The following is a 19,649-nucleotide window of genomic DNA, read 5'->3' on the forward strand; positions in this document are numbered from 1 at the left end:
CCCGCCCGGTCGGTCAGAGGTACTGACCGGTGTTGCTCGCGGTTTCGATGGAACGGCCGGCCTCGGTGCCCTTGCCGCCGGAGACGAGCGTGCGGATGTAGACGATCCGCTCGCCCTTCTTGCCGGAGATCCGGGCCCAGTCGTCCGGGTTGGTGGTGTTGGGGAGGTCCTCGTTCTCCCGGAACTCGTCGACGCAGGCGTCGAGCAGGTGCTGCAACCGCAGCCCCTTGCGTCCGGAGGTGAGGAACTCCTTGATCGCCATCTTCTTGCCCCGGTCGACGATGTTCTGGATCATCGCGCCGGAGTTGAAGTCCTTGAAGTAGAGGACCTCCTTGTCACCGTTGGCGTAGGTGACCTCGAGGAAGCGGTTCTCCTCGGTCTCCGAGTACATCCGCAGGACGACCGCGTCGATCATGGCCGCGACGGTGGCCTGTGGCTCGCCGCCGTGCTCGGCCAGGTCGTCGGCGTGCAACGGTAGCCCGGCGAGGATGTACTTGGAGAAGATGTCCTTGGCCGCCTCGGCGTCCGGACGCTCGATCTTGATCTTCACGTCGAGCCGGCCGGGGCGCAGGATGGCCGGGTCGATCATGTCCTCCCGGTTGGAGGCACCGATCACGATCACGTTCTCCAGGCCCTCGACGCCGTCGATCTCGCTCAACAGCTGCGGGACGATGGTGTTCTCCACGTCGGAGGAGACGCCGGAGCCACGGGTCCGGAAGATCGAGTCCATCTCGTCGAAGAACACGATGACCGGGGTGCCCTCCCCGGCCTTCTCCCGGGCCCGCTGGAAGATCAGCCGGATGTGCCGCTCGGTCTCGCCGACGTACTTGTTGAGCAGCTCCGGGCCCTTGATGTTGAGGAAGAAGCTGGTGTGCCGGTCCTTGCCCAGCCGCTCGGCGATCTTCTTGGCCAGCGAGTTGGCCACCGCCTTGGCGATGAGCGTCTTGCCACAGCCCGGCGGACCGTAGAGCAGGATGCCCTTCGGCGGCCGGAGCTGGTGCTCCCGGAACAGGTCGGCGTGCAGGAAGGGCAGCTCCACCGCATCGCGGATCTGCTCGATCTGCGACTGGAGGCCGCCGATGTCGGTGTAGTCGACGTCGGGCACCTCCTCCAGCACCAACTCCTCGACCTCGCTCTTCGGGATCCGCTCGTACGCGTACGCCGAGCGGGGCTCGATCATGAGCGAGTCGCCGGCCCTGATCGCGGTGCCGATCAGGGTGTCGGCCAGATGGACGATGCGCTCCTCGTCGGAGTGCGAGACCACCAGCGCCCGGTCACCCGGAGCGCCCTCGGGACCCGCGAGGATCTCCTTGAGCATCACCACCTCACCGACCCGCTCGTAGCCGAACGCGTCGACGATGTTGAGCGCGTCGTTGAGCAGGACCTCCTGGCCACGCCGCAACTCCTCGGCGTCCAGCGAGGGTGAGACGGCTACCCGGAGCTTGCGTCCGCCGGTGAAGATGTCCACCGTGCCGTCGTCGTGTCGCGCGAGGAAGACGCCGTAACCGGACGGCGGCTGTGCCAGCCGGTCGATCTCCTCCTTGAGCGTCACGATCTGCGCGCGAGCCTCCTTGAGGGTGCTCACGAGCCGGTCGTTGTTCTCGGTGAGCCGCGCCAACTGTGCCTGGGTGGCCGCCAGCCGCTCTTCGAGCTGCCGGACGTGTCGGGGGCTTTCGGTCAACTTGCGCCGCACCAGAGCGAGTTCCTCCTGAAGGAACGCGACCTGCGTGGAGAGATCGTGGGCCTCCTTCTCCCACCGTGCGGCGCGCGAGTCCGCGTCGTCACTGCGTGCCACGTCCCACCTCCCCGGGGGGCTTGAACGTTCTGCCCTAACACTAGCCGCTATGAGGCCGATTCGGTCCCACGCAACGCCCTCGTCACCGAACCTTGATCGCCACGGGACGCCTGAGGGGCGGGTACGGCCGTTCGGGTACCGTCGTGGAGTGGGACGGGAGAACATGGGGGGTGCCGGGTGACCGACGTCGCTACCGACCAGTTGCAGGTCTGGGTGGACCAGGACCTCTGCACGGGTGACGGGCTCTGCGTGCAGTACGCGCCGGAGGTCTTCGAGTTCGACGTCGACGGCCTGGCGTACGTCAAGGGCGTCGACGGCGAGCTGCGGCTCGCCCCCGGCAGCCGGGTCGACGTGCCGGAACACCTGCGGCTGGAAGTGATCGACTCCGCGAAGGAGTGCCCGGGTGAGTGCATCCACGTGGTGCGCGGCAGCGACGGCGTCGAGGTCGCCGGCCCCGAGGCCGAGGACGACTGACCGCCCCCGGGCCGGGGTCGCCCCGGCGTGGCCCACGGCCCGGTCGCGGTGCTACAGCAGCGGACGGCCGACCACCGAGGCGACCAGCCGGGCGAACTCCTCCAGCCGGGCGATCTGGCCGGCCCCGCCGTCGTCGAGGGTCTTGCCGAAGCGCAGCGCGTCGTGCCGGGGCGCGCCGACCATCTCGTCGCCGGGCGGGGCCTCGTCCAGCGAGGTGAGCAGCAGGTAGACGTCGATGCTGTCCACCCGCACCTCGCCGTTCTCGGCCCGGGTGAGCCGCCGCCGGCAACCCACCTCGGTGACCGTGGAGACCGGCACCACCCGCAGCGACGACGTCATCGACCCGGGCGGCCCCTCCCCCGGCGGCACGTCCTCGCCGTGCCAGAGCACCAGCCGGCTGCCGTCGCAGACGACCACCTCCTGCCACACCCCGTTGACCTCGTTGACGAAGCGTTCCAGGGTGAAGCCGAGCACCGAGGCGCCCCGCAGCACCCCGCCGAGCGCCTCCAGGGCGATGTCCGGGTCACGCAGGTAGGCCCGCGCCGCCGACTCCAGGTCCTGGTACGGCGACCAGTCGGGGAACACGGCCGGCAGCTCACCGCCGCCGAAGCCCGGCCGGCTCATGCGCACTCCCCGCGGTCACACCGTCGGCCCGCACCGGCCGTCGGGTTCTGCCCGTTCACGCCCAGCTGCTCCGATCCGCCGTCACGGCCGGTCCTGCCCGTCGGCTCCGGCGGCCGACGCGGCGGCGGCGGCCTGCGCCGCCGCCTCCCGGGCCGCCGCCGCCTCCCGCAGCGCCTGCTTGCGTTCGGCGTACGCCTCCGCGCCCTTGCTGGGCTTGCGGCGGCGCGGCGGCGCGGTGACGCCCGGAGCGAGCTTACGCGCGGAGACCAGGAACGCGGTGTGCGCGATCATCCGGTGGTCGGGCCGGACCGCGAGCCCCTCGGCGTGCCAGTCGCGCACCAGCGACTCCCAGGCCCGTGGCTCGGTCCAGCCGCCCCGCTCGCGCAGCGCCTCGACCAGCTCGGACAGCTGCGGGGTGGTCGCCACGTAGCCGATGAACACGCCGCCGGGCAGCAGTGCCCGCTCGACCATGTCGAGGGTCTCCCACGGGGTGAGCATGTCCAGGATGATCCGGTCGAAACCGGTCTCCGGGCAGTCGGCGACGTCGCCGACGTGCAACCGCCAGGCCGGGTGCGGCGCGCCGAAGAACGCCTCCACGTTGCGCCTGGCGATCTGGGCGAAGTCGTCGCGCACCTCGTAGGAGTGCAGCTCACCGCCGGTGCCGACGGCGCGCAGCAGGGAACAGCTCAGCGCCCCGGAGCCGGCGCCGGCCTCCAGCACCTTGGCCCCGGGGAAGATGTCGCCCATGGCGACGATCTGCGCCGAGTCCTTCGGATAGATCACCTGGGCGCCGCGCGGCATGGACAGCACGTAGTCCGACAGCAGCGGACGCAGCGCCAGGAACGCCGTCCCGCCGCCGGCGGTGCTGACCACGCTGCCGTCGGGCTGCCCGATCAGCGCGTCGTGCGCCAGGATGCCCCGGTGGGTGTGGAACTCCTTGCCGTGCTCCAGGGTGACGGTGTGCATCCTCCCCTTGGGATCGGTCAACTGCACCCGGTCGCCGGGACGGAACGGACCCCGGTGCACCGGGGGGAGTTCCGCGACGGCGGTGGACGTGGGTGTGCCGTCGGGGGCCGGGAGGGTGGGGGGATGTGCTGCGGTCACCTGTTCATCTTCCGTGTGGGTTCGAGGACCTGGGCGAGATCCGCGATGTGCAGAACGCCGACCACATCTTCGCCTGACGTCACCACGTACCGCGCGCCCGGGTGGGCCTGCACGGCCGCCATCAGCCGTTCGCCGTCCAGACCGAGCGGCACCGCCGGCAGCGCGGCCAGCGGCCGGGCCACCGCGTCCACCCCCAACCAGGGCCGCCGGCCCACCGGTACGGCGTCCGCCGCCGCCGGGTCGACCAGGGCGACCGGCCGGCCCGCGCCGTCCACGACCAGCACGGCGGACCCGGGTGGCCCCTGCTCGGCGTGCCGGCGCTGCGCCTCGGAAAGCGGCGTGCCGGTGGGGACGGCGACGACCGGGCGGGCCAGCCGGTCCAGGTCGAGCAGCGGCACCCGGCGGCTGATCCGGGCGTACCGGATCGACTGGCCCGCGCCCCGCCAGAGGGTGACCGCGACCAGCAGCATCAGCGGCAACGCCAGCGGCACCAGCACCCGTTCGACGGTGAGCAGCACGACCAGCCCGGCGGTGCCCACCGCGACGGCCCGCCCGACCCAGCCGGCGACCTCGGTGGCCCGGTGCCGGTCGCGGGTGATCCGCCACAGCACGGCACGCAGCGCCCGGCCGCCGTCCAGGGGCAGGCCGGGCAGCACGTTGAACACGGCGACGATGACGTTGCTCAACGCCAGTTGCAGGGCGAGCTGGTGGGCCAGGGTGTGGTCGGGGGTGGCCAGGGTGGCGGCCACGGCGAGCCCGCCGAGCAGCGCCGAGACGGCCGGGCCGGCCAGCGAGACCAGCAGCTCCACCCGGGGGGTGGGGGCGTCCCGGTCCATCTCGGTGTAGCCGCCGAGCAGTTCCAGGGTGATCCCGCGCACACCGATGCCGTGGCGGCGGGCGGTCAGCGCGTGCCCCAGCTCGTGCAGCAGGACCGAGCCGAGCAGCGACACCACGAAGCCGAGGCCGATCAGGTAGCCGCCGAGCGGGGACAGGCCGAGCCGGTCCTGGGCGAACTCGGCGTAGGTGACGGTCACCAGCAGGGTGAGCAGCAGCATCGACACGTTGAGGTGCAGCGGCACCCCGAACACCCGGCCGACGGTCAGGCCGCTGCGGGGCCGACGCGGCGGGCGGGGACGGGACTCCACCGCCCCGATGCTACGCGTCGACCCGATCATGCCCCGGTGCGGCGAGCACGGCCCTGTCAGACCGGTGTCCTAACCTTCGGGGCATGACGGCGGAACCGGTGATCGACCAGCAGCATCCTCCGGCGGCGCTGCCCGCCACGGTCCGGGCCTCGCTGTCGCCGTCGCGGGCGGCCGACTTCAAGACCTGCCCGTTGCTCTACCGGTTCCGCAGCATCGACCGGCTGCCCGAGCGGCCCAGCGTCGAGCAGGCCCGGGGCACCCTGGTGCACGCGGTGCTGGAGCGGTTGTTCGACCTGCCGGCGGGCGGGCGCACCCCGCAGGCCGCCGGTGACCTGGTCGGCCCGCAGTGGGACCGGCTGGTCACCGAGCAGCCCGAGCTGGCCGGCCTGTTCGACCCGGGCGACGAGCCGGGCACCGCCGAGTTCCTCCGGTCGGCGGCGGCGCTGCTGGAGGGTTACTTCGCGGTGGAGGACCCGCGCCGGCTGGAGCCCGCCGAGCGGGAGAGCCTGATCTCCGCGGTGGTCGACGACGAGCTGCTCATCCGGGGTTACCTCGACCGGCTCGACGTGGCCCCCGACGGGGCGCTGCGGGTGGTCGACTACAAGACCGGCGGCGCGCCGCGGGAGGCGTTCGAGGCGCGGGCGCTGTTCCAGTTGAAGTTCTACGCGCTGGTGCTGTGGCGCACCCGGGGTGTGGTGCCGCGGGTGTTGCGCCTGCTCTACCTCAAGGACGCCGAGGTCTGCGACTACTCCCCCGACGCCGACGAGCTGCTGCGGTTCGAGCGGACGGTGGTGGCGCTCTGGCAGGCCATCGAGCAGGCCACCGCGCGGCAGGATTTCCGGCCCCGGCCGAGCCGGCTCTGCGACTGGTGCAACCACCAGGCGCACTGCCCGGCCTTCGGCGGCACCCCGCCGCCGTTTCCCGAGCGAGCCGGGGCGGCCGACCCGTTGCGCGACGCCCGGTCCCGGCCGGCCACCCCGGGGGCCGACGAGTAGCGTCCGCGGCCCGCACCGGGTGGAGATCGGCTCATCCGTGAGGAGGAGACGAGGTTCACCGTCGGCGACGACCGGACGCCCCGGCGGGCGGCTAGCGTCGCGGTATGACCGAGGGACCCGAGCGGTGGTGGGTGCGCCGGCCGCTGGCCGGTGACGCCCTGTTCGCCGCCGCGCTGGTGCTGGTCGAGGTCGCCTTCGTCCTGCTCACCCCGCGCGAGTTCTGGCCCCGGCAGTTGTCGTCCGCGCTGGCCTGGAGCGCGTTGTGCGCGGCACCGGTGGCGCTGCGCCGGGCCGCCCCGTGGCCGGCGGTGGGGGCGGCGCTGGCGACCCTGGCCGTGCCGGCGGTGCTCGGGCACGCCCCGACCACGCAGAGCCTGACGTTCCTGGTGCTGACGTACACGGTGGCGGTGCACCGGACGGTGCTCCCGGCGGTGGCCGCCACGGTGCTGCTCTGGGTGCCGGTGGCCGCCCTCAACGTGTTCACGCCGCTGGACACCGGGCTCGACGTCGGGCCGGCGTACCTGGTGCTCAACAACCTGCTCACCGCCCTGCTCGCCTACGCGGTGGGGCGGGCGGTGCGGGCCCGGCGCACCTCGCTGCGGGCGCTGCGGGAGCGGGCCCGGGCGGCCGAGGACAACCAGCGGGCGCTGGCCGAGCAGGCGGTGGCCGACGAACGGCGACGGATCGCCCGGGAGCTGCACGACGTGGTCGCCCACCACGTCAGCGTGATGGGGGTGCTGGCCACCGGGGCCCGGCGGGTGCTGCACCGGGACCTGGCCGCCGCCGACGAGGCCATCGCCACCATCGAGGACACCAGCCGGGTCACCCTGCGGGAGATGCGCCGGCTGCTGGACGTGCTGCGCACCGACGCGGAGCCCGCCGCCGACCTCACCCCGCAGCCCGGCCTGGCCGGCATCACCGCGCTGGTGGAGCAGGTACGCGAGGCGGGGCTACCGGTCGTCCTGGAGGTCGCCGACCCGGTGCCGACGGTCGACGAGGGCGTCTCGCTGACGGTGTACCGGATCGCCCAGGAGGCGTTGACCAACGCGCTCAAGCACGCCGGGACGGCCACCGCGACGGTCCGGCTGGGCGTCGACGAGGGTGGCCTGACCGTGGAGGTCACCGACACGGGGCGGGGGCCGGAGCCGGGACCCGACCGGATCGGGCACGGATTGGTCGGCATGCGCGAACGGGTGGCCCTCTACGGTGGAACACTGCGGATCGGGCCACGGCCCGGTGGCGGCTTCCGGGTGTACGCGAGAATTCCGGTGGAACCGGCCGGGACGGTCCCGGCGTGACGGGGGAACGGGGACAGCAGATGGGCCAGACGTACGGCAGCCCCCCGTCGTCCGCGCCGGACGGACGGGCCACCGGGCACCCGCCGGGGCGGCCGGTGCGGATCCTGCTCGCCGACGACCAGCCGTTGCTGCGCACCGGGTTCCGGATGGTGCTGGGCACCGAGGACGACCTGGACATCGTCGCCGAGGCCGGGGACGGGCAGGAGGCGGTGGAGCTGTCCCGGCGGCTGCTGCCCGACGTGGTGCTGATGGACATCCGGATGCCCCGGATGGACGGGGTGGCCGCGACCCGGGCGATCGTCGAGGCCCGGTTGCCGGTGCGGGTGCTCATCCTCACCACCTTCGACCTCGACGAGTACGTGGTGGGGGCGTTGCGGGCCGGGGCGAGCGGCTTCCTGGCCAAGGACGTGCCGGCCGACGACCTGGTCACCGCCATCCGGACGGTGGCCGCCGGGGAGGCGGTGGTGGCGCCGCGCATCCTCAGGCGGCTGCTGGACCGGTTCGCCACCGTGCTGCCCGACCCGGCGGCGAGCCCACCGAAGGCGCTGGGCACGTTGACCGAACGGGAACGGGAGGTGCTCGTCCAGGTGGCCCGGGGGTTGTCCAACGCGGAGATCGCCGCCGCGCTGTCGGTCAGCGAGACGACGATCAAGACGCACGTCGGGCACGTGCTGACCAAGCTGCGGCTGCGCGACCGGGTGCAGGCCGTGGTGCTGGCGTACGAGTCGGGGCTGGTCCGCCCCAAGGCGTAGCCGGGCGGCACCGGGTGCCCCTCGGGGCGTACCCAGGGTGAGGCCGGTGGGGGGACGGCAGCGTTGCCGCGCTCACCTACCGTGACGAAAGGCGGCGCGGCGCGGTTGACCGTGTCGTGGCGTCAGATCCTGACGTCGATGCCGGGCCCCGCCGCAGGGTGGGGTGGCACGACCGGTCGGCGGCTCAGGGACAACCCTGAGCCGTTCTCCGGGCCGACCCGCAGCGGGAAATCCGCGCCGGGTCAGTCCGTGGTCGGACGGATCCGCGCCGACCGGCACCGAGGATGGGATCGACCCCACCGACCAGCGGGGGCGGTGGGGGCACACACAGCCAGACGGAAGAGGTAGATGACGTGACCGCGACGGTAGGCCGGCATGCGCAGGCCGCGGCCCGGGCGAACGACGTGTGGAAGGTGTACGGCACCGGCGAGGCGCAGGTCGCCGCGCTGCGGGGGGTCAGCGCCGAGTTCGAGCGGGGCAGGTTCACCGCGATCATGGGCCCGTCGGGCTCGGGCAAGTCGACGCTGATGCACTGCCTGGCCGGGTTGGACTCGGTCAGCAGGGGCACGGTGCAGATCGGCGACACCACGGTGACCGGGCTGGGCGACTCGGGGCTGACGAAGCTGCGCCGGGACAAGGTGGGCTTCATCTTCCAGCAGTTCAACCTGCTGCCCACGCTCACCGCCCAGGAGAACATCCTGCTGCCGATGTCGATCGCCGGCCGCAAGCCCGACCCGGCCTGGTACGACACGGTGATCGACACCGTCGGCCTGCGGGACCGGCTGGGGCACCGGCCGTCGCAGCTCTCCGGTGGCCAGCAGCAGCGGGTCGCCTGCGCGCGGGCGCTGGTCGCCCGGCCAGAGGTGATCTTCGCCGACGAGCCGACCGGGAACCTGGACTCCCGTTCCGGCGCGGAGGTGCTCAACTTCCTGCGCAACTCGGTGCGCGAGCACGGGCAGACCATCGTGATGGTCACCCACGACCCGACCGCCGCCGCGTACGCCGACCGGGTGGTCTTCCTGGCCGACGGGCAGATCGTCTCGGAGCTGATCGAGCCGACCGCCGACACGGTGCTGGACACGATGAAGAAGCTGGACACCCCGGTCGAGGTGGCCGGCTGATGTTGCGGGCCACCCTCAAGAGTCTGCTGGCGCGCAAGGTGCGCCTGCTGCTGTCCGGCCTGGCCGTGGTGCTGGGCGTCATGTTCGTCTCGGGGGCGTTCGTGCTCACCGACACGCTGGGCCGCTCGTTCGACGCGGTCTTCGCCGACGCGTACGAGGGCATCGACGTCAACGTCGCCGGCAAGCCCAAGGTGGCGCTCGGCGAGATGCAGGGTGAGCAGGTGGCGGCGACGGTGCCGGCGGCCACGGTGCAGCGGGTCCGTGAGGTCGCCGGGGTGGCCGAGGCCACCGGGGTGGTCAACACCGACGGGGCCCAGCTGATCGGCGGCAACGGCAAGGTGGTCACCTCGTTCGGTCCGCCGCAGCTCGGGGCGAACTGGCGGGGCGAGAGCGACCTGGTGAAGCTGCGGGAGGGGCGGGAGCCCCGGGCGGACGACGAGATCGTCGTCAACGCGGCGCTGGCGCAGGCGGGCAAGGTGAAGGTCGGCGACCGGGTCGGGGTGCTGACGCCGCTGACGCCGAAGCAGACCTTCACCCTGGTCGGGATCTTCGGCTACAGCGGTGACCGGGACTCGATCGGCGGGGTCAACGAGATCGCCTTCACCACGCCGGTGGCGCAGCGGCTGCTGCTGGGCGAGCGGGACGTCTTCACCAACGTCACGGTCCGGGCCGCCCCCGGGGTCGGCGACGCCACGTTGCGTGACGACGTGGCCCGGACGCTCGGCGACGGCTTCGAGGTCAAGACCGGCGCGCAGTTGTCGGCGGACGCCTCGGCGAGCCTGAAGGAGGGGCTGTCCTTCTTCAACAAGATCCTGCTCGGCTTCGCCGCCGTCGCGCTGCTGGTGGGCACGTTCCTCATCCTCAACACCTTCTCGATCATCGTGGCGCAGCGGACCCGGGAGCTGGCCCTGATGCGGGCGATCGGGGCCAGCGGCCGGCAGATCATCGGTTCGGTGGTGCTGGAGGCGGTGGCGATCGGCCTGATCGCCTCGGTGCTGGGGCTGGGCGCCGGCATCGGCATCGGCGCGCTGCTGGCGTACGTCTTCGGCAACCTGGCCGGCGGGTTGACGCTGGCCGGGATCGGCGTCCCGGCGTCGGCGGTGATCGGCTCGTTCGCGGTCGGCCTGCTGATCACGGTGGTGGCGGCGCTGCTGCCGGCGCTGCGGGCCGCGCGCATCCCGCCGATCGCGGCGATGCAGGACGTGGCCAACCCGGACCGGCCGTTGACCCGGGTCACCGTGACCGGTGGGGTGATCACCGGGATCGGCGCGGTGCTGTTGTTCCTCGGGCTCAGCGGCAACGCCGGGGACAACGCGTTGCCGGTCATCCTGGGCGGGGTGCTGTTCGCCTTCATCGGGGTGGCGTTGCTGACCCCGCTGATCAGCCGCCCGGTGGTGTCGCTGCTGGGGGCGGTCTTCGCCTGGTCGGTGCCGGGCAAGCTGGGGCGGCTGAACTCCGGCCGCAACCCGCGCCGGACGGCGATCACGGCGGCGGCGCTGATGGTCGGCATCGCCCTGGTGACCGGGGTGACGGTGATCCTGGACTCGGCGAAGGGCAGCATCGGCGCGCTGGCCCAGGACACCATCAAGGCCGAGCTGGTGATCTCGGGGGCGTCGACCGGCCCGCGGCCGGCGAGCTTCGACCCGGCGGTGCTCACGAAGGTGGCGGCGCTGCCCGGTGTGCAGATGGCCGACGGCGAGTACGGCGACATGGGCATGGTCGACGGGAAGGTCACCTGGCTGGCCGCGTCCAGCGACGTGACCGCGTTGCAGCGGATCTTCGGGGCCAAGACGACCGCCGGTGACATCAGCCGGCTCGGCCCGGACCAGATGCTGTTCAGCTCCGACTCCGCCAGGTCCCGCAACATCTCGGTCGGGTCGACGGTGACCGTGCAGGCCTCCCGGGGCGAGCCGCGCACCTACACGGTCAGCGGCATCTACGAGAGTTCCGAGCTGACCAGCCCGGTGCAGTTGCCGCCGCAGGCGGTGAAGGACTTCGCCATCCCGAAGCCCAACCAGGGGTTCATCCAGCTGGCACCGGGCACCCGGGTGGCCGACGTGCAGCCGCAGGTGGAGGCGCTGCTGGCCGACAGCCCGGAGGTGTCGGTGGCCGACCGGGACGCGTTCATCGAGCAGCAGACCGGCTCGCTGGACAGCCTGCTCACGATGATCCAGATCCTGTTGGCGCTGGCGATCGTGATCGCGGTGCTCGGCATCGTGAACACCCTGGCCCTGTCGGTGCTGGAGCGGACCCGCGAGCTGGGCCTGTTGCGGGCGATCGGGCTGCGCCGGGCGCAGACCATGCGGATGATCACCGTGGAGGCGGTGGTGATCTCGGTCTTCGGGGCGCTGCTCGGGATCGTGGTGGGCGTCGGTCTCGGTGCCGCGGTGGTCCGGGCGCTCAAGGACGACGGCATCACCGACCTGATCCTGCCGTGGGGTCAGATGGGGCTGTTCCTGCTGCTGGCGGCCGTCATCGGCGTGGTGGCGGCGGTGCTGCCGGCGGTGCGGGCGGCCCGGATCAACGTGCTGGGCGCGATCGCGCACGACTGATCGGGTCCGCCGCGAGGGGGGTTCCGCCGGCCGGCGGGACCCCCCTCGTCGTGGCCGCGCCGGTCCGCCGGGCGGCTCAACCGGGTGGCTCGCCGAGCAGCGCCGCCAGCAGCTCCAGGTCCGCCGAGGTCAGGCTCTCCACCTGGTGTACGCCGTCGGTCGGCGGCACCGGCACCTCCGCCGGCACGGCCAGCACCGCCGCACCGGCGGCGAGCGCGCTGGCCACCCCGGTCGGTGAGTCCTCGATCGCCACGCAGCGGCCGATCGGCACGCCGAGCAGCCGGGCGGCGGTCAGGTACGGCTCGGGGTGCGGCTTGGCCGAGTCGACCTCGTCGCCGCAGACCACGGCGTCGAAGCTGTCCCGGCCGAGGGTGTCCAGGGCCACCTCGACCAGTGGCCGGCCGCTGGAGGTGACCAGCGCGGTGGGGATGCCGGCGGCGCGGACCGCCCGCAGCAGCGTCAACGCGCCCGGCCGCCAGCGCAGCCCGGTGCGGAACAGCTCCAGGATCCGCGCGTTGATCCACTCGGCGCTGGCCTGCGGGTCCCGCTCGGGTTGGCCGAGGTCGTCGTGGAGGATGCGCATCGACGCGGCCATCGCCGTGCCGATCATCGCCCGCCGGGCCGGGCCGGTGAGCGTGCCCCCGTACTCGGCGGCCAGCTCGTGCAGGGCGACGTCCCACAGCTTCTCGCTGTCGACCAGGGTGCCGTCCATGTCGAAGAGCACGGCGGCGGGGTGTGGGCTGCTCAGCGGAATCCTCCTGGCGCTCGCGGGTGGTCTCCGGGCGATCCTGCCAGCCCGGCCCGGCCCGCGCGCCGCCGTACCGGCCGGACGTGACGTGCTCCTCAGCGCAGGTTGCAGGCGTCCAGGGACCGCTCGTAGCCGCGGAAGAACCAGTCGGTGCGCTGTTCGGCGGTGCCGTGCGAGCCCTCGGCGAACCACGGCTGGTCGGGGTCGTCGCCGACGGCGAGCAGCCCCTCACGGAACTCGTCGAGGTCACCGGCGTCGAGCTTCAGGGTGCCGTCGCGGACGGAGTCGCCGAGGTACGCCCCGGCCATGCAGTCGGCCTGCAACTCCTGCTGGATGGTGAAGTCGGCGCGCAGTCCGAGGCGGACCTGGATGCCGTGGGCGTACTCGTGGCCCAGCAGGTAGAACACGAACGCGTCACCGACCTGCCGGAACGCCGACACCGACCAGTTGACGTCGTAGGCGATGAAGTCGCCCCGGGAGCAGTAGACGGCGTTGTTGCGCGGCAGTGCCTGCCCGGCGCAGGAGACCTCGCCCTCGCGCTGGTAGGGCACGATCCGGCTGATCGGGCGGAACTGTTGGCCGGAGGCCCGGAACTGGGCGGCCCAGTAGCGTTCGGCGATGGTGACGGCGTCGGCGATGTCGCTCTTGAACTCGGCCACGCTGGTGGTGCCGTCGGCCCGGGTGGTCTCCGCCTGCGGCGAGGCCGGGGCCGCCGGGCGCGTCGACTGCCGGGGGGCCGGTTCCCGGGGTTCCTGCGGGCCGCTCTCCCCCACCCCGCCGGCCGCGCAGCCGACCGCCACCACCAGCGCCGTCAGCGCGGCCAGCAGTGGTCCGTGCGAGCGGCGTCGCGAGCCTGCCGTCACCGTGTGCCTCCCAGGCGTGCCGGTCCTGCGATCGGTGGTACCCCGACCGTGGAACGATCATGCCCGGCCGGCGTCCCGTTGACCATGGGTGACCCGGACGGGTCCGGCCCGGGTGGTCACCAGGGCTGGCCACCGTAGATCGTCCCACCCTGGCTGGTGTGCCGCTCCACCTCGTACCGATGCTGTCTGGACTGGGCCTCCTGCCCGGCGGCCCCGTTCTCCGCCCCGACGGCACGGGCCCGGTCGCGCCAGGCGACCCAGCCGACCGTGCCGATCATCACCAGGGCCGCCACGCCGAGCACGAGCCACATCGTCGTCACGGGGCCACGGTAGGTGACCGTCGCCACCCGCCCGGTCGGCGGTTAGCCTCGCAGCGGGTGTCCGGATCGGCCCGGCGGCTCCGACGTCCCGGATGTCCGGCCGCACCCCGCGGCCGAGAGGAGAGCCATGAAATACATGATCATGTTGTACGGGTCGCAGCGCGACTACGACGCCATGGCCGGCCGTCCCGGGGCGCAACCGCCGATGACGCCGGAGCAGGTCGCCGCGATGCACGAGCACATGGCGGCGGTGCACCGGGAACTGGCCGAATCCGGCGAGCTGGTCGACGGGCAGGGGCTGACCGCACCGGTGCACGCCCGGCGGGTACGGCTGCGACAGGGCACGCCGGTGGTCACCGACGGGCCGTACCCGGAGACGCAGGAGGTGCTGGCCGGATTCACCGTCGTCGACTGTGTCAGCTTCGACCGGGCCACCGAGATCGCGGCCCGGTTCGTCGACCCGGACGCCGAGGGCGGGTACGTCGACGTACGGCCGGTCGCCGACGGCATCGACGACCTGGACGGCTGACCCGGTCGCCATGGGACCGTCCACCGTCGAGGACCTGTTGCGCGTGCTCGCGCCGCAGGTCCTCGGCGCGGTCGTCCGTCGGTACGGCCACTTCGACACCGCCGAGGACGCCGTCCAGGAGGCGCTGCTGGCCGCCGCGACCCGCTGGCCGGTCGACGGGCTGCCCGAGCAGCCCCGGGGCTGGCTGGTCACGGTGGCGGCCCGGCGGCTGACCGACCTGCTCCGCGCCGAGCAGGCCCGGCGACGGCGGGAGGACGACGCCGGCCGGGGGCGACGGTGGGTCGCCCCGGCGGCCGACCACCGGGAGCCGGGCGACGACAGCCTGGTGCTGCTGTTCCTGTGCTGCCATCCGGCGCTGCCGCCGGCCGCCCAGGTGGCGTTGACCCTGCGCGCCGTCGGCGGGTTGGGCACGGCCGAGGTGGCGCGGGCGTTCCTGGTGCCCGAGGCGACCATGACCCGCCGGATCACCCGCGCCAAGCAGCGCATCCGGGACAGCGGGCTGCCGTTCGCGCTGCCCGACGCCGACGAGCGCGCGGCCCGGCTCGACGCCGTCCGGCAGGTGCTCTACCTGATCTTCAACGAGGGGTACGCCAGTACCACCGGCCCACGCCTGCGCCGGGTGGACCTGTCCACCGAGGCGATCCGGCTGACCCGGCTGCTGCACCGGCTGCTCCCGGCCGACCCGGAGGTGACCGGGCTGCTGGCGTTGATGCTGCTCACCGATGCCCGGGGCCCGGCCCGGGTGGGCCCGGACGGTGAGCTGGTGCCGATGGCGGAGCAGGACCGCAGCCGCTGGCGGGCCGACCAGATCGCCGAGGGGGTGGCCCTGGTCAGCGCGGTGCTGCCACGCGGCGACGTCGGGCCCTACCAGATCCAGGCGGCGATCGCGGCGGTGCACGACGAGGCGGCGAGCGCCGAGGCGACCGACTGGGCGCAGATCGAGGCCCTCTACGGGGTGCTGCTGGGGATGTCGGACAACCCGGTGGTGGCGCTCAACCACGCGGTGGCGGTGGCGATGGCCCGGGGTCCCGCCGCCGGGCTGCGCCTGCTCGACGCGCTGGCCGACGACCCCCGCGTCGGTGACGACCCCCGGCGGCACGCGGCCCGCGCGCACCTGCTGGAGCGTTCCGGCGACCTCGCCGAGGCCCGGACGGCGTACGCCGACGCGGCCCGCCGCTCGACCGGCCTGCCCCGCCAGCGTTACCTGTACGGCCGGCTGGCCCGGCTGGCCGACGCCGGGGACGGTGGGCCCGGCGACGGGTGACCGTCACCGGGCGACACCGCCACGGCGCACGGGCCGGGCCCGCTAACCGGGATCATGATCCGTCGGTGAGGTCCCTGCCGAGGAAGCGGACCAGTGGCTCCACATGCCGGTCCGGCCGCCGCCACTCGGCCAGCAGGTCTCCCGGCAGGTGCTGCTCGGCCACCAGTTCGCCGTGGCGGTACCGCCGGATCACCGGGTGGACGACGTGCCGGGCCCGGTCCGGGGTCGGGTGCCGCTCGCCGTCGGCCCCGTCGCCGCCCCGGCGCAGGGCCAGGGTGTAGCAGTGGGAGGAGTCGGCGAACCGCGACACGGCGTAGTCCTCCGGCAGGTCCTCGTGGTGCCGGAAGTCACCGGTGGCGTCGTCGCGGACGAAGACGTCGCAGAGGTACCCGGACTGGGTCCACAGCGCCGAACTCCCGTTGACCCGGTCCAGCATCACCGTGGTCAGCGAGGCCGGCTCGCCCGGCGCGGTGGCGGCGGGCAGCGGCACGTCGTCGTAACGCTCCCGCAGCAGCCGGGTGAAGGTACGCAGGTTGTACCGGAACCCGTCGATGAACGGCGACGCGGCGGGCCGCCCGTCCCGCGGCTGGGCGACGGTGCCGGCGAAGTACAGGTCGTCGACGTTGCTCGACTGCCAGTCGGGACGCAGGCCCGGCATCCGCCCGTCCCGCACCAGGTCCGGGGCGCAGGAGGCGTCGAACAGGGAGGTGTCCATCCGGAAGCCGGTGCAGCGCAGCACCTCGTGGTAGTCGAGGTCGGTGGTCTCCCCTGGGGCGTGGGTGTCGGTGATCGAGACGCGGAACCCGCCGTCGACCGGCCGGATCTCGTCGATGGTGCAGTCGAGCAGCGCGTGCTGCGTCGTGAACCGGTCGCTGTCGAGGATCGCGCCGTGCCGGCCCCGGACGTCGCCGGGGCGTCCGGTGGTCCAGGCCAGCCGCACGGGCCGGCGGCTGGCCAGGTGCACCGTCGACGCCCTGCCCAGGATCGACGAGGCGGTCTCGAACGCCGAGTTGCCCTTGCCGATGATCAGGACCCGCCTGCCGGCGTACCGGTCGGGGTCGACGTCCATCTCCTCGTAGCCGGTGGCGTGCTCGATGCCCTTGATGTCCGGCACGAACGGCCGGCCCCAGCCGGTCGCCACGACCAGGCAACGCGCCCGCACGACCCCCCGGTCGGTGCGGACGGTGAACCCGTCGTCCTCCCGGGAGACCTGCTCGACGGTGGTGCCGTAGCGGACCCGGAGCTGGTGGATCCGCTGGAACTCGGCGAGGTACCGCACCAGGTCGTCGGCGGCCGGCAGGTACTCCTGGCTGAACTTCGGGAACAGCAGCTCCGGGTCGTCGTTGAGCAGCGAGTTCCCGTCGCACCGCAGTCGGGTCTCGGGATCGCCGCTGTCGGTGTGCACGGTGTTGAGTGAGTTCAGGCGGCGGTGGCGCGGGAACCGCCGGAAGAAGCCCCCCGGTTCGGCGCCACGTTCGAACGTCAGGTAGTCGGCGCCCTGCTGCTGGAGCTGGTAGCTCAGCTGCAGGCCGGCGGGCCCCGCTCCGACGATGACGTACGTGTGCGCGGTGTCGACCATCAGGGGAGCCCTTCGACGCGGAGGCGGTTCCTCCGACGATGAAGTGGATCACGATGGGTGTCAATGGTCGACGGCCGGCACACCGGTGGGGCCCGCCGGGGAGGCGGCGCGGGGGCGGGGGCTACGACGAGATGGTGAACGCCGCCACCACGCCGTTGTGGTCGGAGTTGGTGCCGCCGACGATGCTGTAGTCGGTCATCCACATCTCGCGGTACTCCTCCAGGCGCTTCCAGAAGTAGACGTAGTCGATGTGCCGGTTGCCGTGCGTCCCGTTCCCCTTCTCGCCGTACAGGTTGTAGCAGGACCGCAGGTTCGGAAGCTCGTTGGCCTCGAACACCTGCCAGGGGAACTTCTGGTACCCGTACGCCCGGTCGGCGCTGAAGTCGACGTTCAGGTCGCCGCTGACGATGACCTGGCCGGAGTCCTTCTTCGCGGCCGCCAGGTCCTTCAGGGCCTGGAACTGCTGCTCGGCGCAGGCGGTCCGGGGCAGGTCCTCGGGTCGGCCGTTGTTCTCGATGCTGGCATTGGCGTGCGCGTTGAGGTGGTAGACGCTGCGCCCGGTCGCCTTGTGCCGGTAGCGGACCCAGTTGTTGTAGCGGGCCGGCGGCACCTCGCCCGGACCGTTGGTGTCGCACACGAAGTTCGACCCCTTGTCGAGCACGTCGAACATGCTCTTGCGGGCCAGCAGCGCCTCGTTGGCCGCCTGCGTCGGTTCGGGCGCGTACAGCCACCAGCCGTTGTCCGCCGCCCAGTCCTTCAGGTACGCCTTGCGGTTGCCCACCTCGTTGAGCCCGACCAGGTCCGCCTTCGCGGTGATCAGTTCCAGGTCGTGGACGAAGTCGGCCTGGTTCAGCTCGTTGAGGATGTTCAGGGTCGCCGCCTTGAAGGTGGAGTTCGCGGCGGCGGCGGGAGTGGCCGGCACCAGGCTCACCAGCAGCACCGCCGCGCCGACGAGGGCACCCGCCCCGCGCGCCGACCACCGTTTTCCGCCTGCCATGGCTGTCCTCTCCGGAACGCCGACGGCCGGCGCGACACGATCCGGCCGTGAAGGAAGGTTACTTTGCCAACTCCGGCACGGTAGCTTAGTTTCAATCTCCGGACAACGGAGACGCATTGTCCGCAGTGAATCGCCCATCCTGCCGGGGAGAACCCATGCACCCACGAAGGACCTGGCGAGCGGCGCTGATCGCCGTCGTGGTGACGGTCGTCGCCGGCACCGCCGCCGCGCCCGCCGCAGCCGCCACCCCGCAACCGGTGTACGCCCCCTCGGGCGGGATCGCCGACCCCGGCGTGGTGCGGCACAACGACAGCTTCGTCGTGTTCGCCACCGGCACCCGCGCCCCGGCCTACCGGGGTGACACCGCGTCCGGACCGTGGAGCGTCCTCGGCACGACCCTCGGGTCGGTGCCGGACTGGGCCGAGAACGGCGCGGTGTGGGCACCTGACGCGGTCCGTACCGTCACCGGGTGGGTGCTCTACTACTCGGCGCCCGCCAGGGGCAAGAACGGGCAGCGGTGCATCGGAGCCGCCACCTCCGACGCGGTCGGTGGGCCGTACGCACCGGTCGGCACCGCCCCGCTGGTCTGCCCGGGTGGCGCGCACGGGGCGGACGACGTGGTGGCGGGACGGCCGGTGGCCGCCGCCGGGGTGATCGACCCGTCCCCGTTCGAGGACGCCGACGGCAAGCGGTTCGTGCTCTACAAGACGCAGCAGACGCCGTCGTCGATCCGGATGCTGCGGCTCGACGACACCGGCACCCGCTGGGTCGGCAACGCCAGTGGTGAGCTGGTCCGCAACGACGGCATCATCGAGAACCCGGTGCTGCGGCAGCGGGGCTCCACGTTCGTGCTGTTCGCCTCCCGGTACGGCTACGACAACTGCAGCTACGCCACCGTCTACCTGACCTCCACCGACCGGTGGGACTTCCACGGCAGGACCGAGCATTCGTTGCTCACCACGTCCGGCACCGGGATCTGCGGCCCGGGGGGCGCGGATCTCGTCCCCGCCCTGGTCGACGACGAGCAGCGGCTGTTCCTGCACGGATGGGTCTGCGCCGGCACCACCCCGTGCCGGCAACGGGCCGACGGCTCACTGCCCGCCGACGCCCGCCGGGCGCTGTACGCGGCGGTCTTCCGGTGGGACGGCGCGACACCCCGGGTCGGCGCGTTCCTCTGACCCGGCCGGCCGCCCGGCGACGACCACCGATCCGCCGGGCGGGCCGCCGTGGCCGTCAGTCGTCGCGTCGACGGCCCGACCGGCGGGTGGATCGGGCGACCACGACGGCGGCGGCGAGACTGAGCGCGGCGGCACCCAGCTGCAACAGGCCGTCGAGCAGGTCGACGAGGTCGACGAGAGAGGTGGGTTCCACTGTGGCCTCCGGGGGTCGGTCCCCCGCCGTCCGCGTGCTGCGGAGGCGGCCCCCCGGCCCCGGCGGTGACAACCGCGGGCGCCACCGGAATTATGGCACGGCGACCCGAACGGCGTCA

General features: G+C 72.9%; 19 protein-coding genes. 9 read left to right on the forward strand and 10 right to left on the reverse strand.

The features are described from left to right. Positions 1-13: 13 nt before the first annotated feature. Entirely contained in the window at positions 14-1,795 is a 1,782-nt protein-coding gene (gene arc / locus B5D80_RS26460; RefSeq protein WP_088646667.1) for a proteasome ATPase, read from the reverse strand. Positions 1,796-1,972: 177 nt separating this feature from the next. Here arc and B5D80_RS26465 point away from each other — a divergent pair, with 177 nt between their 5' ends. Further along, a complete protein-coding gene (locus B5D80_RS26465) occupies positions 1,973-2,269 on the forward strand; it encodes a ferredoxin (RefSeq protein ID WP_088646668.1) in 297 nt (98 codons plus the stop codon). A gap of 51 nt (positions 2,270-2,320) precedes the next feature. On the opposite strand, the gene B5D80_RS26470 is transcribed toward B5D80_RS26465, so the two are convergent. From B5D80_RS26470 to B5D80_RS26480, 3 genes are all read right to left on the reverse strand, one after another. Beyond that, on the reverse strand, positions 2,321-2,893 hold the full coding sequence (locus tag B5D80_RS26470) for a hypothetical protein (RefSeq protein WP_088646669.1): 573 nt from the start codon (positions 2,891-2,893) through the stop codon (positions 2,321-2,323). 81 nt (positions 2,894-2,974) lie between these two features. Further along, complete coding sequence (locus tag B5D80_RS26475) at positions 2,975-3,919, reverse strand: tRNA (adenine-N1)-methyltransferase (protein WP_088646691.1); 945 nt, start codon at positions 3,917-3,919, stop codon at positions 2,975-2,977. A 74-nt stretch (positions 3,920-3,993) separates the two neighbouring features. Beyond that, the gene (locus tag B5D80_RS26480; RefSeq protein WP_425437264.1) at positions 3,994-5,085 is read right to left on the reverse strand and encodes a site-2 protease family protein; all 1,092 of its coding nucleotides are present in this window, start codon (positions 5,083-5,085) and stop codon (positions 3,994-3,996) included. A 140-nt stretch (positions 5,086-5,225) separates the two neighbouring features. Between B5D80_RS26480 and B5D80_RS26485 the strand changes: the two genes are divergently transcribed. From B5D80_RS26485 to B5D80_RS26505, 5 genes are all read left to right on the forward strand, one after another. Continuing rightward, positions 5,226-6,137 carry a RecB family exonuclease gene (locus B5D80_RS26485; protein ID WP_088646670.1) on the forward strand — a complete coding sequence of 304 codons (912 nt, stop codon included), beginning with the start codon at positions 5,226-5,228 and terminating at the stop codon, positions 6,135-6,137. Between the two features lie 104 nt (positions 6,138-6,241). Then, on the forward strand, positions 6,242-7,435 hold the full coding sequence (locus B5D80_RS26490; protein WP_088646671.1) for a sensor histidine kinase: 1,194 nt from the start codon (positions 6,242-6,244) through the stop codon (positions 7,433-7,435). Between the two features lie 20 nt (positions 7,436-7,455). Then, complete coding sequence (locus tag B5D80_RS26495; protein WP_364312804.1) at positions 7,456-8,187, forward strand: response regulator; 732 nt, start codon at positions 7,456-7,458, stop codon at positions 8,185-8,187. Positions 8,188-8,540: 353 nt separating this feature from the next. Further along, the gene (locus B5D80_RS26500; protein WP_088646672.1) at positions 8,541-9,308 is read left to right on the forward strand and encodes an ABC transporter ATP-binding protein; all 768 of its coding nucleotides are present in this window, start codon (positions 8,541-8,543) and stop codon (positions 9,306-9,308) included. Continuing rightward, complete coding sequence (locus B5D80_RS26505; protein ID WP_088646673.1) at positions 9,308-11,860, forward strand: ABC transporter permease; 2,553 nt, start codon at positions 9,308-9,310, stop codon at positions 11,858-11,860. The genes B5D80_RS26500 and B5D80_RS26505 overlap by 1 nt, the downstream gene beginning before the upstream one ends. A gap of 76 nt (positions 11,861-11,936) precedes the next feature. On the opposite strand, the gene B5D80_RS26510 is transcribed toward B5D80_RS26505, so the two are convergent. The 3 genes from B5D80_RS26510 to B5D80_RS26520 all read right to left on the reverse strand — a co-directional run bounded on the left by B5D80_RS26510 (position 11,937) and on the right by B5D80_RS26520 (position 13,791). Further along, a complete protein-coding gene (locus B5D80_RS26510; protein ID WP_088646674.1) occupies positions 11,937-12,584 on the reverse strand; it encodes an HAD family hydrolase in 648 nt (215 codons plus the stop codon). A 119-nt stretch (positions 12,585-12,703) separates the two neighbouring features. Next, a complete protein-coding gene (locus B5D80_RS26515; protein WP_088646675.1) occupies positions 12,704-13,471 on the reverse strand; it encodes a neutral zinc metallopeptidase in 768 nt (255 codons plus the stop codon). 116 nt (positions 13,472-13,587) lie between these two features. Next, entirely contained in the window at positions 13,588-13,791 is a 204-nt protein-coding gene (locus B5D80_RS26520; protein ID WP_144081769.1) for a hypothetical protein, read from the reverse strand. Positions 13,792-13,918: 127 nt separating this feature from the next. On the opposite strand from B5D80_RS26520, the gene B5D80_RS26525 reads away from it, so the two are divergent. Then, positions 13,919-14,320: a YciI family protein gene (locus tag B5D80_RS26525; RefSeq protein ID WP_088646677.1), complete on the forward strand. Its 402-nt coding sequence runs from the start codon at positions 13,919-13,921 to the stop codon at positions 14,318-14,320. A gap of 10 nt (positions 14,321-14,330) precedes the next feature. Then, the gene (locus tag B5D80_RS26530) at positions 14,331-15,584 is read left to right on the forward strand and encodes an RNA polymerase sigma factor (RefSeq protein WP_088646678.1); all 1,254 of its coding nucleotides are present in this window, start codon (positions 14,331-14,333) and stop codon (positions 15,582-15,584) included. A 52-nt stretch (positions 15,585-15,636) separates the two neighbouring features. Here B5D80_RS26530 and B5D80_RS26535 read toward each other — a convergent pair whose 3' ends face one another. Further along, positions 15,637-17,163 (reverse strand): NAD(P)-binding domain-containing protein, encoded by a 1,527-nt coding sequence (locus tag B5D80_RS26535; protein WP_088646679.1) that lies wholly within the window; start codon positions 17,161-17,163, stop codon positions 15,637-15,639. Positions 17,164-17,284: 121 nt separating this feature from the next. Continuing rightward, positions 17,285-18,160, reverse strand: coding sequence for an endonuclease/exonuclease/phosphatase family protein (locus B5D80_RS26540; RefSeq protein ID WP_088646680.1), 876 nt, complete (start codon positions 18,158-18,160; stop codon positions 17,285-17,287). 155 nt (positions 18,161-18,315) lie between these two features. Between B5D80_RS26540 and B5D80_RS26545 the strand changes: the two genes are divergently transcribed. Beyond that, the gene (locus B5D80_RS26545) at positions 18,316-19,338 is read left to right on the forward strand and encodes a glycoside hydrolase family 43 protein (RefSeq protein WP_088646681.1); all 1,023 of its coding nucleotides are present in this window, start codon (positions 18,316-18,318) and stop codon (positions 19,336-19,338) included. Positions 19,339-19,393: 55 nt separating this feature from the next. Here B5D80_RS26545 and B5D80_RS33490 read toward each other — a convergent pair whose 3' ends face one another. After that, entirely contained in the window at positions 19,394-19,531 is a 138-nt protein-coding gene (locus tag B5D80_RS33490) for a hypothetical protein (RefSeq protein ID WP_158224244.1), read from the reverse strand. Positions 19,532-19,649 lie beyond the last annotated feature (118 nt).

This window comes from Micromonospora wenchangensis (assembly GCF_002210435.1).
GTDB classification, from domain to species: domain Bacteria; phylum Actinomycetota; class Actinomycetes; order Mycobacteriales; family Micromonosporaceae; genus Micromonospora; species Micromonospora wenchangensis.

Excerpts from the sequence above, each read along its gene's own strand:
- B5D80_RS26470 (WP_088646669.1), bottom strand. The coding sequence starts at position 2,893 with ATGAGCCGGCCGGGCTTCGGCGGCGGTGAGCTGCCGGCCGTGTTCCCC.
- B5D80_RS26485 (WP_088646670.1), top strand. The coding sequence starts at position 5,226 with ATGACGGCGGAACCGGTGATCGACCAGCAGCATCCTCCGGCGGCGCTG.
- B5D80_RS26490 (WP_088646671.1), top strand. The coding sequence starts at position 6,242 with ATGACCGAGGGACCCGAGCGGTGGTGGGTGCGCCGGCCGCTGGCCGGT.
- B5D80_RS26495 (WP_364312804.1), top strand. The coding sequence starts at position 7,456 with ATGGGCCAGACGTACGGCAGCCCCCCGTCGTCCGCGCCGGACGGACGG.
- B5D80_RS26505 (WP_088646673.1), top strand. The coding sequence starts at position 9,308 with ATGTTGCGGGCCACCCTCAAGAGTCTGCTGGCGCGCAAGGTGCGCCTG.
- B5D80_RS26525 (WP_088646677.1), top strand. The coding sequence starts at position 13,919 with ATGAAATACATGATCATGTTGTACGGGTCGCAGCGCGACTACGACGCC.
- B5D80_RS26530 (WP_088646678.1), top strand. The coding sequence starts at position 14,331 with ATGGGACCGTCCACCGTCGAGGACCTGTTGCGCGTGCTCGCGCCGCAG.
- B5D80_RS26535 (WP_088646679.1), bottom strand. The coding sequence starts at position 17,163 with ATGGTCGACACCGCGCACACGTACGTCATCGTCGGAGCGGGGCCCGCC.
- B5D80_RS26540 (WP_088646680.1), bottom strand. The coding sequence starts at position 18,160 with ATGGCAGGCGGAAAACGGTGGTCGGCGCGCGGGGCGGGTGCCCTCGTC.
- B5D80_RS26545 (WP_088646681.1), top strand. The coding sequence starts at position 18,316 with ATGCACCCACGAAGGACCTGGCGAGCGGCGCTGATCGCCGTCGTGGTG.